This is a genomic window from Bradyrhizobium sp. AZCC 1588 (assembly GCF_036924735.1).
Classification (GTDB): Bacteria; Pseudomonadota; Alphaproteobacteria; order Rhizobiales; family Xanthobacteraceae; genus Bradyrhizobium.
This window is the reverse complement of record NZ_JAZHSC010000001.1, coordinates 442139-458274: the sequence shown is the minus strand read 5'-3', so window position 1 is coordinate 458274 and position 16136 is coordinate 442139. Positions and strand designations below refer to the sequence as shown.

13 protein-coding genes and 1 pseudogene are annotated in these 16136 nt (G+C 63.0%); 5 read left to right on the top strand and 9 right to left on the bottom strand.

The genetic code is table 11. The annotated features are described in order from the left end of the window. Positions 1–22: 22 nt before the first annotated feature. Positions 23–1678: a PAS-domain containing protein gene (locus tag V1277_RS02205; protein ID WP_334414832.1), complete on the top strand. Its 1656-nt coding sequence runs from the start codon at positions 23–25 to the stop codon at positions 1676–1678. Positions 1679–1693: 15 nt separating this feature from the next. Here the strand turns inward: V1277_RS02205 and V1277_RS02200 are convergent, their stop codons facing one another. Together V1277_RS02200 and V1277_RS02195 are read right to left on the bottom strand one after the other, a co-directional pair. Further along, positions 1694–1864 carry a hypothetical protein gene (locus tag V1277_RS02200; RefSeq protein WP_334414831.1) on the bottom strand — a complete coding sequence of 57 codons (171 nt, stop codon included), beginning with the start codon at positions 1862–1864 and terminating at the stop codon, positions 1694–1696. Further along, positions 1861–2088, bottom strand: coding sequence for a hypothetical protein (locus tag V1277_RS02195; protein WP_334420259.1), 228 nt, complete (start codon positions 2086–2088; stop codon positions 1861–1863). Before V1277_RS02195 ends, V1277_RS02200 begins: the two co-directional genes overlap by 4 nt. Before the next feature lie 774 nt (positions 2089–2862). Here V1277_RS02195 and V1277_RS02190 point away from each other — a divergent pair. After that, positions 2863–7776: a beta strand repeat-containing protein gene (locus V1277_RS02190; protein ID WP_334414830.1), complete on the top strand. Its 4914-nt coding sequence runs from the start codon at positions 2863–2865 to the stop codon at positions 7774–7776. A gap of 359 nt (positions 7777–8135) precedes the next feature. After that, entirely contained in the window at positions 8136–9836 is a 1701-nt protein-coding gene (locus V1277_RS02185; RefSeq protein ID WP_334414829.1) for a ShlB/FhaC/HecB family hemolysin secretion/activation protein, read from the top strand. A gap of 360 nt (positions 9837–10196) precedes the next feature. Here the strand turns inward: V1277_RS02185 and V1277_RS02180 are convergent, their stop codons facing one another. The 3 genes from V1277_RS02180 to V1277_RS02170 form a co-directional block, all read right to left on the bottom strand. Further along, positions 10197–10703, bottom strand: coding sequence for a hypothetical protein (locus V1277_RS02180; RefSeq protein ID WP_334374461.1), 507 nt, complete (start codon positions 10701–10703; stop codon positions 10197–10199). Between the two features lie 189 nt (positions 10704–10892). Next, the gene (locus tag V1277_RS02175; protein ID WP_334414828.1) at positions 10893–11105 is read right to left on the bottom strand and encodes a hypothetical protein; all 213 of its coding nucleotides are present in this window, start codon (positions 11103–11105) and stop codon (positions 10893–10895) included. Between the two features lie 367 nt (positions 11106–11472). Next, positions 11473–12102, bottom strand: coding sequence for a transglutaminase-like cysteine peptidase (locus tag V1277_RS02170; RefSeq protein WP_334414827.1), 630 nt, complete (start codon positions 12100–12102; stop codon positions 11473–11475). A 140-nt stretch (positions 12103–12242) separates the two neighbouring features. Here V1277_RS02170 and V1277_RS02165 point away from each other — a divergent pair, with 140 nt between their 5' ends. Beyond that, on the top strand, positions 12243–12446 hold the full coding sequence (locus tag V1277_RS02165; protein ID WP_334414826.1) for a hypothetical protein: 204 nt from the start codon (positions 12243–12245) through the stop codon (positions 12444–12446). Here the strand turns inward: V1277_RS02165 and V1277_RS02160 are convergent. Then, positions 12433–13051, bottom strand: a pseudogene (locus tag V1277_RS02160) (PilZ domain-containing protein). The gene V1277_RS02165 and the pseudogene V1277_RS02160 overlap by 14 nt on opposite strands. 259 nt (positions 13052–13310) lie before the next feature. On the opposite strand from V1277_RS02160, the gene V1277_RS02155 reads away from it, so the two are divergent. Further along, positions 13311–14084, top strand: a complete 774-nt coding sequence (locus tag V1277_RS02155; protein WP_334414825.1) for an enoyl-CoA hydratase-related protein — start codon at positions 13311–13313, stop codon at positions 14082–14084. A 9-nt stretch (positions 14085–14093) separates the two neighbouring features. Here the strand turns inward: V1277_RS02155 and V1277_RS02150 are convergent, their stop codons facing one another. From V1277_RS02150 to V1277_RS02140, 3 genes are read right to left on the bottom strand one after another with little or no spacing between them, the layout of a single operon-like run. Further along, entirely contained in the window at positions 14094–14822 is a 729-nt protein-coding gene (locus V1277_RS02150) for an amino acid ABC transporter ATP-binding protein (RefSeq protein WP_065748040.1), read from the bottom strand. Continuing rightward, positions 14809–15459 carry an amino acid ABC transporter permease gene (locus V1277_RS02145; protein WP_028349152.1) on the bottom strand — a complete coding sequence of 217 codons (651 nt, stop codon included), beginning with the start codon at positions 15457–15459 and terminating at the stop codon, positions 14809–14811. The genes V1277_RS02150 and V1277_RS02145 overlap by 14 nt, the downstream gene beginning before the upstream one ends. A gap of 3 nt (positions 15460–15462) precedes the next feature. Further along, positions 15463–16125 (bottom strand): amino acid ABC transporter permease, encoded by a 663-nt coding sequence (locus V1277_RS02140; protein WP_334374469.1) that lies wholly within the window; start codon positions 16123–16125, stop codon positions 15463–15465. Between the last annotated feature and the right edge of the window lie 11 nt (positions 16126–16136).

Here is a 16136-nt window from a genome sequence, read left to right as displayed (position 1 = left end):
GGCCGGATCGATGAAGAGAATGATGGCTGGGCTCGTCGGTTGGACGAGCGATCTCAGCGTTGCCCAGAAAATCTACGGCATCGCTGCCGGGTTGATAGTCGTCACCATCGTGCTGATGGTGATGTCGATCCAGTCGGTACGGCTGCAAACCGGATATCGGCACCTGCAGGCATCGTCAGCCCAGGCCGCGGCCAACGTCAGCCAGGCCAATGGTCTCATCTACGCCATCGTCATGGAATCGCGCGGCATCTACATGTCCACCGAGCGAACGAAGGTGAAGCGGTACGCCGACGAACTCTTAAAGCGCAGCCGCGAACTGGCCGACGCGATGGAGCGGTGGCAGAAAACGGTCCGCGCTGACGACGTTGAGCAGTTCACGGCCTTCAAGAGACGCATCGACCAGTTCATCGACTTCCGCAAGGAACTCGCACGACGCGCGGTCGACGTCAGCCCGGCGGCAGGCCGCGAATGGGGCGACACCGATGCCAACCGAGCGCTGCGCACGCAGCTCAGCAACGATCTCGAGGCGCTGGCGCGAATCTACAACGAACGCATCGTCGAGGCTGCGAATCTCGGCGACCAAGGCCGCTATGCGGCATGGTACCTGTTCGCGCTCGGGCTCGGTGCGCTGATCTTTGCCGCGCTCAATGTGCTCGTGATGCGACGGTCCGTCGTCAGGCCGCTACACGAAATCACCGAAGCGACCGACCGGATCGCCGCCGGCAACGTCAATAGCCATATTCCTCATTACGCCCGCGCCGACGAGATCGGGCGACTGGCTTATGCCGTGCAGAATTTTCGTGACGCCGTGAGCCGCAACGTCGAGCTCGAGGAGCTCGAAGTCGGTACCGCGAAACAGCGCGATGCAGCCATGGATGAGCGCGACAAGTTCAACGACAAGTACCAGGCGACCAAATGGCAATTGACTGCGGCCATCAACAGCATGCCGCAAGGCCTGATCATGCTCGACGGCAAGGCGCAGGCCCTGGCGCTGAACGACCAATATCGAAAACTCTACAGCCTGCCGGTGAAGATCAAGGCGGGATCGTCGCTGGAGGAAATCCTGCAGCATCGGGTCGACAGCGGACTGTTCGACGGCGACATCATGCAATATTTCGCTGGGATCATCGATCGCATCGGAAAACGGCAGCCGACCTCTTATGAAATCAGCCTTACAGATGGCCGCGTGATCAAGATCTACGAGCGGCCGATGGACGGCGGCGGCTGGGTGTCGGTGCAGGAAGACGTTACCGCACAAAGGAAAGGTCAAGCCATTCTGGAGCGGACGGAAGAGTTCCTGGCCGCGATCGTCGAAAACATACCCGAGGGGATTCTCGTCAAGGACGCGCCCAATCTGCGGTACCTGTTCGTCAACAAGGCGGCCGAGGAAATGATCGGCATGTCGCGCGCGCAGATCATGGGGAAAACACCCCGCGAGCTGTTTCCGGAATCGGCTGCCGAATTGATCGAACGGCGCGATCGGCAGCTGCTGGAGCGCAAGCAGCAGCTCGAAACGATCGTCGATACCGTCGATAACCCGGTCAAGGGCCGGCGTACCATTGCGGTGCGGCGGCTTCAGATCGGCGGGCCCGAACGCGAGTCCCATTTGTTCGTGAGCATGGTCGAGGACCGGACAGGCCAGACCGATGTTGCGGCCCCGATCGAAGCTGCGGCCTAACGATCAAAAGGCGGCTCAGCCGCCTTCACTTTCGTTCGCCTCGCGAGGGGGCCCGGCGACCTTTTCATGGCCGGCGGCCCAGAGCGCATGCTCCTCGCTGCCATCCCGATACGGATTGGCTTCCGCCGGAATGTTCTGGCGTGCGGCGCGCTGGCCTTCCTCGAAAGGGTCGGGGTCGGAATTCATGATGCCGCCTTTCGGGTTTTCGATCTGGTTTTTTTCGACGCCGCCTCGTTCGAAGCGGCTGCGCTTTTCCGCAGCGCGTCCTTGAGGTCGATGGGGATGCCGTGCTTCTTCAAGAGGTCCGCAAAGGCTTCGTCAGCCAGTTCCTGAAAGGTCGCCATCCGGTCACGTGCAAGCTGTTTCAGCTTGTCGAGCGTATCGTCGTCGAAGGCGATCAATTTGCGCAAAGCGTGGCCACTCCGGCCGTCGAGCGGATGTGAATGAATGATCTGGCAGTGGAATCGTTCCGGCAGGAACAAGGCCAGGGCGCTGTCGTTGCTTCCTAAAAGGAGATTTCCGATGAAGCTGGCGTCTGCAGCCGCCGCTGTCGCGGCCATCACAATCCTGATATCGCCGGTCACTTCATTTGCACAGAGTGTCGGCGGAACATCCGCCGGCAGCCCCGGCACCACAGGTTCGCCGGGCGCAGGCTCGGCCGGTGTAGGTACGCCAGGTGTTACCGGTGCGCCGCCAAGTCCCACGACTCCGGGCGCGGCAAATCCGTCCGGGCTTGCGCAGCCGCCTCCGCCTGGCACCAATACTGCCGGCACCGCCCAGTCGTCAGGCCGGGGCGTTACGACCGGCTCGGCCAGACCGGGCAGTTCAACCGATGATGCTGTCATCAACGAAGAAAACAAGACGGTCGAACGCAAGATAAAGGGCATTTGCCGCGGCTGCTGAATCCATGCCCGAGCGACGTCCGGTCGCAGGGCGACGCTTATGACACAGCAAGATTAGCCGACGTCGACAACATCGCGCGCAGTCATGTACTGCGCGCGATCCCTGCCTGCCATCACCAGCCATCAATCGCAATTTTCCGAAAAATTGCGCATAGTTCTTGATGCATCCTTAGATAGCCGCGTGGAACTTTGCCGCGCGCGCATGGAACCCATGCGTGTCTAAACAAAGAATTTGTGGAGACGGAAAGATTTGCGCTCCCGCCTTAAGCGGATGGTGGTTCGATGATCGTCTCATCCACGTCCTATCTCTCATCGGTCATCAAATCCTGCGCCAGGGATTTTCGAGCTTCCGCCAGCTCCATCGCGCTGTTGTGGGGCTTGGGTTGCGCGCAGCCGTCGATGGCGCAATCGCTGCCGACCGGCGGAACGGTGGTGAGCGGGAACGTTGCGATCGGCTCGACGTCGCCGACCAATCTGACGATCACCCAGTCGAGCGCCACCGGCATCGTCAACTGGTCGAGCTTTTCGGTCGGCCAAGGCAACCAGGTCCAGTTCAACAACGGCAGCGGCGCGACACTCAACCGTGTGACGGGTAATGTGCCGTCGTCGATCAACGGCGTGGTGTCGGCCACCGGCTCGGTCTATCTCGTCAACCCGTCGGGAATCGTGGTCGGACCGACCGGCGTGGTCAAGACCGGCGGCAGTTTCGTCGCCTCGACGCTCGATGTCAGGGACGCGGATTTCCGGGCCGGAGGCGCGCTGACCTTCAGCGGCAACAGCAACGCCTCGGTCGTTAATCTCGGCAAGATCGGGTCTTCGAACGGCGACGTCGTTCTGGTCGCGCGCCAGGTTCGCAACGACGGCTCGCTGACCGCGCGCAACGGCACCGCCGCGATGGCGTCCGGCAGCGAGGTGGTGCTGAGCGACGGATCGCTCGGCAATGGCAAGGTGCTGGTGCGGCGTCCGGCGCAGGACGGCGATATCCGCAACAGCGGCGCGATCCGCGCCGCGGAAGTGGAATTGCGCGCCAATGGCGGCAACATCTATGCGCTCGCGGGCAACACCGGGCGCGCGATCTCGGCAACAGGTTTTGCCAGCAAGGGCGGACGAATCTTTCTTACGGCCGAGGGCGGTTCGGTCAACGTGACGCAGAAGGTCGTAGCGCGGCGTATGCAAGCAAGCGTGGTGCCCACGGGGACCGCCGGACGGCGCTCGTTCACCGGCGGCGACGTCGTCGTGAGCGCCGACAAGGCCGTGATCGGCGGCGCCATCGCCGCCAAAGGCAGCGACGGAGCAGGCGGCACCGTGGTGGTGACCGGCAAGGACGTCACCCTGGCGTCGGGTGCACGGATCGACGCGAGCGGGACGTCCGGCGGCACGGTGCTGATCGGCGGCGACCGCGCCGGCGGATCGGACGCCGCGCGGAAGTTTCTGCCGCAAGGCATCGCCAATGCGCAGACCACGACGATCGAGGCGGGCGCGACGATCACCGCCGACGGCACGTCGGGCGCCGGCGGCAATGTGGTGGTGTGGTCGGACGGTACGACGTCGTTTGCCGGCGCGATCAGCGCCAACGGGCTGCGCGGCGGCTTCATCGAGACTTCGGGGCATACGCTCAACTTCAATGGCGGCAGCATCAATGCCGGCCGAGGCGGCACCTGGCTGCTCGATCCGGTGGATCTCACGATCGATGCGACGCTTGCCGGCACCATCGCGACCGCGCTCAACGCGGGCAGCAACGTTACCCAGGAGACGAATGCGTCCGGCAGCGGCGGCTATGGCGATATCACCGTGGCAAGCGGCATCAACTGGTCGACCAACGCGACGCTGACGCTCAGCGCCTATCGCAACATCGCCGTCAACGCCAACATCGCGAGCACCGGCGGCGGCGGTGTGGTGCTGCGCGCCGACAATGCCGGCACAGGCACCGGCACCGTGACATTCGGCGGCGGGCAGATATCGACGGCGGGAGCCGTCTCGATCTTCTACAATCCGACCGGCAGCAATTCGACCGTCAACGCCACTAAATACACGGCGCCGACGCAGACAACTTTCAGCGGCAACATCGCCGGCGGCGCCGCGCTCAAGACCTACATGCTGGTCAACACCGTCTACGACCTGCAGAACATGAAGAACAATCTGGCCGGCACCTATGCGCTCGGCCGCGATATCGATGCCGGCATTACATCCGGCTGGAACAGCGGCGCCGGGTTCCAGCCGGTTGGCGGCGGGACCAGTTTCACCGGAAACCTGAACGGCCAGGGTCACACGATCTCCGGTCTCTTCATCAATCGAATAACCCAAAACGTTGGGCTGATCAGCTATCTCGGCCCCGGCGCCACGGTAAGCAACATCGGCGTTATCGGTGCGACCGTCACCGGCCGGACCGCTGTCAGCGCGATCGTCGGCTCGAATTACGGGACGGTCACCAATGTCTACTCGAGCGGATCGGTCACCGCCACCGAGGCCGGTGCCGGCGGTCTCGTCGGCTACAACTTTCAGACCGTGTCAAATGGCTATTCGAGCAGCACCGTCAGCGGACCGCTCTACGTGGGCGGCGCCATCGGGCTGAGCAATATCGGCACTGTCGACGGCACCAATACCACCCCTTCGATATCACAGGTCTATGCGACGGGCGCCGTGACCGGCACGGGCGGCAGCCCGAGCTATGTCGGTGGGCTGGTTGGCTTGAACGGCGGCTCCGTCACGGTGTCCTACTGGGACACTTATACGAGCGGGCAGGCGTCCGGCATCGGCGGCGGTGGGGGCAGTGTGACGGCCGTGACCAGCGACCCGGCGCTATCCGACGCGGCCAACTACGCCTTCAAGCAGAGCGCCTACGGCAGCTTCAGCTTTCCGGGAACGGGCTCGACCGGCTGGTTCATGATCGACGGCCAGACCCGGCCATTCGGCCGTTGGGAATACCAAACCACCATCACCAATGCGCACCATTTGCAGTTGATGGCGATGAATCTCGGCGCGAGCTACACGCTGGCCCGCGACATCGACCTTGGTCCCGCGCTTGCGGCGGTCGGCGGAAAATATCCCGGCATGTGGTCGTCGGCGGGCTTTTCGCCGATCGGCAATCTGTCCACCCAGTTCACCGGAAGCTTCGACGGTCAGAACCATGTAATCTCTAACCTTGCGATCAACCTGCCAGCAACCAACTATGTCGGACTTTTCGGATATGCCGCGCCCGCAGTCACGCTAAGCAACGTCAGCTTGCAGGCCGCATCCATCACCGGGCAGGATCGCGTCGGCATCCTGGCCGGCGTGTCGAGGGGGACCATCACCAACGCCTCGGCAACCGGCGCCCTCACGGCAAGATTCTCTGGCGGCGGACTGGCAGGCGAATCTTCGGGTAGCATTGCCAATAGCTGGGCGGCCGTGACGGTCGCTGGCACGGAGACGACCAGTTCCTCCATGGGCGGTCTCGTTGGATCGAACGGCAACGGCGGCAGCATCCGGGACAGCCACGCGACCGGTAACGTCACTGCCGGCACCGGCGGCACGCGTGCTGGTGGCCTCGCCGGTTCGAACCAGGCGGGTGCCAGCATCCTCAGGAGTTATGCCACTGGAGCGGTTAGCGGCGGCAGCCAGGGAGTCGGCGGCCTGGTCGGCTACAACACCAGTGCCGCAGATGGCTTTCCGGCAGCCTCCATCGCCGATTCTTACGCGACCGGAGCAGTGACCGCCACGGCCTTCGGCGGCGGACTGGTCGGCATCAACTCCGTGGCAGCCTCCATCATCAGATCCTACGCGACCGGAGCGGTCAATGTCACGGCCGTCAGCAATGTATCGTATGCCGGGGGATTGGTCGGGAGCAACTCCGGAATAGTCACTCAGTCCTACGCGAGCGGGACGGCCAACGCGACGTCCTCCTCTCCGACGGCGGCGGCAGGCGGGCTGATCGGCGGCAACGGCAGCACGGCTACGGTCACGCAGTCCTACGCGACCGGGGCTGCGAGCAGCGTGATCACCGTCTCCGGCACATCAGCGGCCGGTGGATTGATCGGCAGGAATATCGGCGCAGCCACCGTTCGACAGTCCTACGCAACTGGTGCGGCCACCGCCACCGCCGCTGCCGGGACCGTAATGGCGGGCGGACTAATCGGCCACCACGCCGGCTCGGGCACCATCGCACAGACCTACGCGATCGGCGCTGCGACGAGCGCCGTCTCGGGTTCTGGCACCGCAGTGATGGGCGGCCTGATCGGATCGGTCACTGGCACCGGGGCCGTCACGTCGTCCTACTGGAACACCGATACGTCCGGGAGGACGAATGCAGTCGGAAGCGGCAGCAGCGCCGGCATCACGGGCCTCACCATCAGCCAGATGCAGAATCCGACTAACTATGCATCGACCTACGCAGGCTGGGATTTCTCCGCCGTCTGGTCGGCGCCGAGCATCGGCTACTATCCGCAGCTCTACGGCGTCAACTACGTGCTGCGGGTCGATCCGGCCAATGCGTCGCGGGTCTATGGCGAAGCCAATCCGGCGTTCACCTATTCGATCTACGGCTTCCATGCCGGCGATACGGCCGCGATCGTCAACGGCTTCTCGGTAACGACGGCGGCGACCGCGATTTCGAACGTCGGTACCTACGAGATCAGCGCAAGTGGCGGCAGCGCCGTCAGCGTTTCGGGGCAGGCCTATCGCTTCATCGATGCACCTGGCACATTGACGGTCACGCCGCGCGCCATCACCGTAACTGCAGATAACCAGAGCCGCGTCTATGGCGACGCCAATCCCGTTCTCACTTATCAGGTCGGCGGCTCCGGCCTCGTCAACGGCGATACGCTATCGGGCGCACCGGCGACATCGGCGACGACTTCCAGCGCTGCTGGCGTCTACGGCATCACGCAGGGAACGCTGGCGGCCTCATCCAACTACGCCTTCGCCTTCGTCGGCGCGAACCTCACGGTTACGCCGGCAGCCGCTACGCCAGCGCCCGCTCGCGTGCCGACCGCAGAACTCGGATCCTACGTGAAGTCGCGGGTGGCTCTGCCTGCGCCACAACCGCCCGAGCAGATGCGTGAGCCCGCAAACATCGAGCAACCGGCTCCCGCGATCATCTGCAAATCCAGGCAATGCCTCGCGCTTCCTCATCCCGACAACCGTCGGATTGGCGCACGCGCCAGATTCGTCGGCGCGATGACAGATCGCGATCGCCTTCCGGCCTTCGTCGACAATTGATGTTGATCGCGTGCGGTCGCACGACGCGGCTTCTTCTACGACCTCGATACACGCAATGGTTGGTGTAATTGCAGGCAATTCAACCGTGCACGCTGCAGTTCTGCCACACGTGGAACTCAACCTTAAACCGTTCTTAATCCATAAACCATATTGGTTGACTTATTCATTGTTCGCCGTGTGCGACAGAACGTCGAAATGTGCAGCGTCATGCGAACTTACATATCGATATCCCGAAGCCCTGACGGGCTCCGGTCGTCATGACGCTGGTACTTCCCGAACGTTTCGGATCGCACGTAACACAGCGGGTGCGAACGTCCGCGCGTCATGAGAGCAGAGTCGGTAGGCGTTGCGCGCTGCTCATGGTCTGCGCCTTTGCAATCGCGACTGACGGCGTCGCGCAGGCGCAGGTGGTGGAGCGCAATCTGCCGCCGGAGCCGCCGCGTCGCACGCCGGCGATCAAGATCGATACCAACGATCTGCTCAAGAGCGATGATGCAACGCCGCTCGGCGTGAACGTTCATGCCATCGTCCTGATCGGACCAAATGCCAGCGTGAAGCCGCATAGCGGCACGAAGGGTGTCGATGTCGATCAGGTCAGCGGCATCGACGCCGCCGCGGTCCGCGAGCCACTCACGTCGTTTCTCGATCGGCCGCTCAGCCGCAAGCTGATTGCCGAAGTGCAGGCGGCGGTGGCTGCGGCTTACCGTGAGGCCGGGCGACCGTTCGTATCGGTCACGCTGCCGCCGCAGGAAGTATCGTCCGGCGTGCTCCAGCTACGCGTGATCCTCTTCAAGGTTGCCGGCATCAAGGTTACGGGGGCGGCACCCGAGAGCTACCCGCAAAGCCGCATCCGGCTCGTCCCCAGACAGGAAATCGACGCCCGCAAGCTCGAGACTGACCTCGACTGGGCCAACCGCAATCCGTTCCGGCAGGTCGAAGCGGTGTTCGGTCCCGGCAAGGACCTCGGCATGACGGACGTCGACATCCAGGTGACGGACCGCAAGCCATGGCAGGTGTACGCCGGCTATGCCAACAGCGGCACGCTGCTGACCGACCGCCATCGCTATTACGTCGGCGCCAGCGGGGCGCCGTCAGCCGATATCTTCGCCTCCTATCAGCTCACGGGCAGCGGCAATTTCTGGGCCAATGACGGTCTGTTCAACCGGCCCGACGATGCCAAGTATGTCAGCCAAGCGGGACGGCTGCTCACGCCGCTCGGATTGCGCACAAGTCTCGAAGTCGTCGGCGATCATGTGCTGACCAATGAGCGGCCCACCAACCTGTTCCGGATCAAGACTCAAACCAGCCAGGCCTCGGCGATCGTTCGCACCGCGCTGTCCGATCTGCTGCCGCCGACGACCGGCGATCTGCTCGGCGGCGTCGAACTCAAGCATCAGCTACGCACCACCATCTTCGATGGGACGCCGGTCGCCGAGGGCAGCGCCGACGTCGCCCAATTGGTGGTGGGATGGAATGGGCGCTGGTCGGACAACCTCGGCACCAACAATCTCGATGTCCGTTTCAAGTCCAATCCCGGCGGCATTCTATCCGGCAACAATTCGAGCGCCTGGAGCGCCTTCACCAATGGACGCGTCACCGACGTGCAAACCAATCTCGTGACCCTCGAGTATGGCCGCGTGACGCCGCTGCCGAAGGGCCTGTCGCTGAAATCGGAAGTATCCGTGCTGGCGTCGTCCAAGCCGCTTCCGGACACCGAGCGCATTGGGCTCGGCGGGATACACGCCGTGCGCGGTTATGTGACCGAAGACGGCGTCGTCGATCAGGCCGTGATCCTGCGCAATTCGCTCTACGCCTCGCTGCCCGGCATGCCCACCTGGATGCCGAGCACGCTGGCGCCGTTCCTGCTGGCCGATGTCGGCTGGGGGCGGGATCTGTTTTTCCGGCGTGACACCACGCTATCGTCGGTCGGGGCCGGGTTCGACTTTGCGGCCGGGTCAAACTTCAACTCGAAACTGCTGGCGGCAAGGGCTCTGAGCGACGGGCTGCACAGCCGCGCCGGGGCCTGGCGCGTGTCGTTGCAGGCGTCGGTCAGCTATTGAAGGTCTAATGGCCGGGTAGTTGACGGAAGCCCCAAAAAGAACAAGGCCGTCGACGCAGTATACCGTCAACGACCTTGCCAGCCCCGGATATTGAAATCGGCTCACGCCATCCGGTGAACTACAGGATGCCCGGGATTCACCCGGAGATATGTGATCCAGTTCACAAAAGCGCGGAAAAAAGTTGCGGAGATGCATGCTGCAACGGTCGAAAATATCCCGTCCCCCGGCCGCATGATGCAATTCCCGATCCGGGATCAAGGATGAAAAATCGCTGGATTGCCCGAGTGGGCGCCGCGGCTTGCGGCGGCGCCGGCATACGACCCCCGGCGCGACTTCGTCGCCGAGCGCCGCCCAGACCAATTAGCCGCGGGCCTTGGCGCGGCTGCGATTTGCGCTCCGGGCCGAGCGGGGCTTTGCCTTGGCTGTTCGCTTACGCGGCGCGGGAGCGGCGGTGGGTTCGGAGGCCTGCGCGCTGGCAAAGGATTGCCGCAAGCCGTCGATCGCTTCCGTCAACGTTCCAACCTGCTCGGAAAGCTTCCTGGTGTCGGCCTGCTGCGCGGCGAGCAGGCGGCGCACGGTGAGCAGTTGGTCCTGCACCACCTGCAACTGGTCGATCGATTCCTGCTGCGTCGCTTCCAAGCCCTTGGTCTTCTCGACCAGTTGCTCGGACGCTTGCGCGGTGCGCGCCTGCAACTGGCGTGTCGCGGCCGCGCGATCGGTCTCGGGAGCGCTGCCCGTATAGGCGCGCCACAGGGTGATAAAGCTTACTCCAAGCACGACAATGACGAGAGCCGCAGCGGCGATCGCAATCGGCTGACCGCCGAAACGCGCGACGGGGCTGGCACTCCGGGGGGCGAGTTCGAGCATGCGACTCCAAATCCGGACGTGATTTCAATGCCCCCCAAATAGCACAGCCGCGCTGCCGCTAAAACCCGGGATTGCGGCAAAAATCGACTTCGCGTGGCGCTGGCGGCGTAGTCGTCAGATCAAAACACAACAGTGCGCGGCGGCCCAGGGGGCCATCCGCTGTTCATTTCCGCCCAGTCGAAATCGCCATCAGGCCGATTTGCGGTGGACCATCTCCGTCAGGGCTCGATCAGCCACAGCCTTCAAGCCGCTGAGAGTGGTATTTCCCTTCCTGGCAGCTTGAATGAGTTTCGTGGCGATCTTTTTTCGGGTTTCGTGGTCGCCGCCGTGTTTCAATCCCCTGCAGGCCTCTTCCAGAACCACATCCAGACTTGCCGCGGTACGGTCGTCCACATGGATCATCTTGCGCCTCCAAGGCGACGAAAATAGGGGATTGATTTGAAGGGCAGATCGACGGTCCTGTCTGTCTGCTAATGGGCATATAAGGGGATTTAAATGCCGGCCCCCAAATAACCCCGCGGCAAGATCCATATTCGTGGATCAAGAAGCGCTGCGGGAGGCGGCCTGCGAATGCTACGACACCGTCAACTCGCATTATCGCGCGCTGCTCGGCAACCAGTACTGGCACCGGGTGCAGGGCTACGAGTGGAAGGCCGCTCAAAAAAGTTGCGGCCACCCTTTGGGGGAAGGGTGGCCGCGCGCGAACCGGTCTGGGACGGGGAGGGGTGGGGATGTGACCGGGTCGCGGGTTGGTAAATTCCTTCTCTCGTTATCGATCGCGTGACGAGGCGGTGGCGACCGCCGGGCGGCTGTCACCGAGCGAGACCCATACGTTCGGGTCGCTCTGTGACTGACGCTTGACGAAGCGGTAGCCGGTCTCGGTCCAGGCCAGGACGTTTTCGTTCTGGTTGTCGAGAACGAACTCGCCCTTGTCGGTCTTCACCGTCAGCACTGCGTGGCCTTCGCCCTTCTTGTCGCGCACCACCGTGATCAGCAGCGCCTCGCGCGGCCATCCGGCGTCGATCAACATCTTGCGCTTCAGAAGCACATAGTCCTCGCAGTCACCGTAACCGTCCGTCGGCAACGACCATTTCTCGATCACGCCCCAATGATCCATGTCGGTGATCGGCTTGATGGCCTCGTTGACCCACTTGTTGACCCGCAGCAGATCCCGCCACGCCGTCTGCGACATCACGATGTCGCGCGGCTGTGAAGCGCCGCTGCGGCACTCGCCCGTGTTTTCGGCGCAGAATTCGACCCAGCCGATCGGCGAACGCGCGGTATCGCCAAGGCTGGCATAGAGCGCGTCGCCGGCTTTCGCCGAGACGCTCATCGAAGCGTTCATCCCTATCAGGACGGCGATCACCGCCAGTCCCTTCCCCTGTCCCCTGAACAACATCGTGGCCCCCGTTTCTTGTTGGGACCACGTTTCGCACAAAGGATTTGCGCCGGCGCTAAGTCAGGCAAGTACATTTGACGTGAATACTAGTAAAGCTAGCGGCGAATTCGATCTATACTTGAATCGAATTCGAATAAAATTTGAAACAACTGCAATTTATTCAAATTTTACGGATTAACGCCTGTGGCGCTGCAATAGAAGGGGATGCGCAGGCAAACGCGCCCCGCATTAACCGACTTTGGCCGTTGCCGGACAGCGAAAAGGCGGCATCCGGCAACGCGGAAACCGCCTTTGGAGCTGAAAAATCAGGGATTTTTGGCGGCTGGCGCTTTACCGCGCGGTAACCGCGTCTTCGAGCGTCTCAGCGACTTGCTCATGGACGAACTCGAGCGCAAAGCCTTCTTCGAGGTTTCGCACCACGCGGGACTGTACTTTGCCTAGCATGACCAGCGATTTCAGCGGCGGGCGGTTCTCCGCGGCGATCGCCGCGCCCCGACAGTGACAGGTCGATGATGCGGCAGGTCATCTTGCTGCCGTCCTCGAGGGTCAGTAGCGCAATCGGGTTGCGCGGCACGATACGGTCGTGGCGGCGGTCTTCGGGCAGATTGAGGATATCGCGGTTGGCGAGCCAGGTGAGCTGGGCGGCGAGCTTGTCGCGCTTGCGCGCGGTGGCGCCGACCGTCATGGCAAAACCGTTGTCGATGATGCGGGTGATCTTGCCCTCGACGCGGCCGATATGGTCGAGATAGGCGATCACGCGGTCGCCGACATTGCCGATGCCGGGCGCCAGCAGCGCCAGCCCACCCGGCGACATGTTAATAATCTGGCAAGGAAATTCGCGGCGATCCGGCAGCATGTAGCGGCCGAGCAAGTGAACCTTGACGCGCTGGAAGCGCCGGCGCTCCTCCGCGGACGGCACAGTGGAAGTTTTCTTTTGCGCAAACGACATCTTCGCCACCAGACAGCCGGTCCTTCGGCGTCAGGAAGACCCTAAGGCCGACAGGGTTAACGATGTGTTAGCGCCGGTTGCATGAAAGCGGTATCCACCGCGGATTGGTCGTATCGCCGCAATTCCGTTGCAGCGATACATCAAAACGTCCGGACTGATCCCTCGCGCTATCAGGCGCTCACGCTGCTCGATCGCGTTCAGAAGGGGGTCTGTCGCGCCCGCCAGGGCCGGCCCAAAATTGCGAGCAGGGAGGAATGAGATGCCGGGAGTGAAGCGAGAGCACGACGGCAACGTCCGCGTGCTGACATTGGACGAGCCCGACACCCTGAACGCGATGACGCCCGCTCTGCTGGGGGACCTCGCCATTGCCATTGGTGAAGCTAACGATGATCCTCAGGTGAGGGCGTTGGTGCTGACGGGCGCCGGGCGTGGCTTCTGCTCGGGCCAGAACCTCAAGGCGGCGCAAATCCTGGGCGACGACATCGCGGCCGGCGTGATGAAATATTACTGGCCGGCGTTCAGGGCGCTACGCGAATGCCGCGTGCCGGTCGTGGTCGCGGTCAACGGCGTGGCGGCGGGCGGCGGATTCAGCCTTGCGATGGCGGGCGACATGATTGTTGCGGCACGTTCGGCTCGCTTCATTCAGGTGTTCAGCCGCATCGCGCTGGTCCCCGATCTCGGCTCGACCTGGCTGTTGCCGCGCCTCGTCGGCCGGCAACGCGCGCTCGAATTGATGATGACCAACGAGCCGCTGTCTGCCGATCTCGCGAAGGAGTGGGGATTGGTCCGCGAAGTGTTCGACGACGCGGCGCTTCGTGACGGGGCGCTTGAGCTGGCGCGCCGGCTCGCTGATGGCCCGACGCGGGCGCTGGTCGCGACGCGCCGCCTGATCGACGAGAGCGAACACGCCAGCTATGCCGACCAGTTCCGCCGCGAGATCGAGACGCAGGCGGAAATTCGCCTGAGTGCGGACGCGGTGGAAGGGCGCAATGCCTTCCTCGAGAAACGTGCGGCGGTGTTTACCGGACGCTGAGGCCGAAACTCAACCGACCTGGCCGACGAACTGCTGCAGTTCCGGGGTTCGCGGGGCGGCGAAGACCTCTTTCGGCACGCCTTCCTCATGCACCTTGCCGTGGTGCATGAAGACGAGCTTGGTGCCGACGTCGCGGGCGAAGCGCATTTCGTGCGTCACCAGAATGAGCGTCATACCCTCGCGCGCCAATTGCTCGACCACGCGCAGCACCTCGTTGACCAGTTCGGGGTCGAGGGCGGACGTGATCTCATCGCACAGCAACACCTTCGGCCGCATCGCCAGCGATCGCGCGATCGCGACGCGCTGCTGCTGGCCGCCGGAAAGCTCGCTCGGATAGGCGTCCATCTTTTCCGACAATCCCACCTTCGCCAGCACTTCGGCGGCGGTGGCGCGGGCCTCGGCCTTCGATACCTTGTTGACGACGGTGGGCGCCAGCATCACGTTCTCGGCGGCCGTCAGGTGCGGAAACAAGTTGAACTGCTGGAACACCATGCCGACATGGCGGCGCAGTTCGCGCAGATTGGTGTTGGCGCCGGCGACCTCGATGCCATCAGCGACGATGCTGCCGGATTGATAGGTCTCCAGGCCGTTGATGCAGCGGAGCAGGGTGCTTTTGCCGGAGCCGGAGCGCCCGATGATCGCCACCACGTCGCCCTTGGCGATGTCGAGCGAGACGCCTTTCAGCACCTCATTCGGGCCAAAACTCTTCCTGACGTCACGGATGCTAACGAGCGACATTGAGGCGGCCTTCGATTTTCTTCGCCCACCACGACAGCGGGAAACACAGGCAGAAATAGATCAGCGCGACTAGCGAATAGACCAGGAACGGCCGGAAGGTCGCGTTGTTGAGCATGGTGCCGGCCTTGGTCAACTCGACGAAGCCGATGATCGAAGCGAGCGCGGTGCCCTTGATCACCTGCACCGAAAACCCGACCGTCGGCGCCACCGCGATGCGCGAGGCCTGTGGCAGGATAACGTAGCGCATCTGTTCGATGTAGCTGAGGGCGAGGCTGGAGGAGGCCTCCCATTGACCCTTCGGGATCGCTTCGACGCAGCCGCGCCAGATCTCGGTCAGGAACGCGCTGGTCCAGAACGTAAGCGCCAGCGTCGCCGCCATCCACGGCGAGACCTCGACGCCAAACAGCGCGATGCCGAAGAAGAACAGGAACAACTGCATCAATAGCGGCGTGCCCTGGAAGAATTCGATGTAGATCTTGGTGAACCATTCCAGCGGTGCGATCCGCGAGGTGCGCATGAACAGCAGCACCAGCCCGACGATACCGCCGCAAAAGAAGGCGATCAGCGACAGCACGATGGTCCACTGCGTGGCGATCAAGAGGTTGGAGAGGATGTCCCAGAAGCTGAACTGCAGCATGGTTCACCTCGCCTTGAAGATGACGCGGCCGAGCGCCCGCAAGAGCGAACGCGTCAGCATCGCCAGCAAGAGGTAGGCCAGCGCGACGAACAGGTAGACCTCGAAGTTGCGGAAGTTTCGCGAGGCGATGTAGTTGGCGGCATAGGTGAGGTCTTCTGCGGAAATCTGCGACACCACCGCCGAGCCCAGCATCACGATGATGATCTGCGACGATAGGGCCGGATAGATTTTTCGGAACGCCTGGTTCAGCACAATATGGCGCAGCACCTCCCATTTGCTCATCGCGAGGCTCAGGCCGGCCTCGATATGGCCTTTCGGAACCGCCTCGATGCCGGCGCGGATGATCTCGGTCGAGTAGGCGCCGAGATTGATCACCATGGCGAGGAAGGCGGCGGTGGTCTCGCTGAGTTTCAGCCCGAGCGCCGGCAGGCCGAAGAAGATGAAGAACAACTGCACGATGAACGGCGTGTTGCGGATCAATTCCACGTACACAGCGACGATACGGCCCAGCCAGCCGGGGCCGAAGGTGCGCGCTGCGGCGCCCGCGGTGCCGACCGCGATGCCGACAACCGTCGACACGATCGTCAGCACGATCGTGAAGACCAGCCCATACAGCAGCACGTTCCAATAGGGCAGCAGTTCGGCGAATTGCAGTTTATAGGACACTGCCCAGCCTT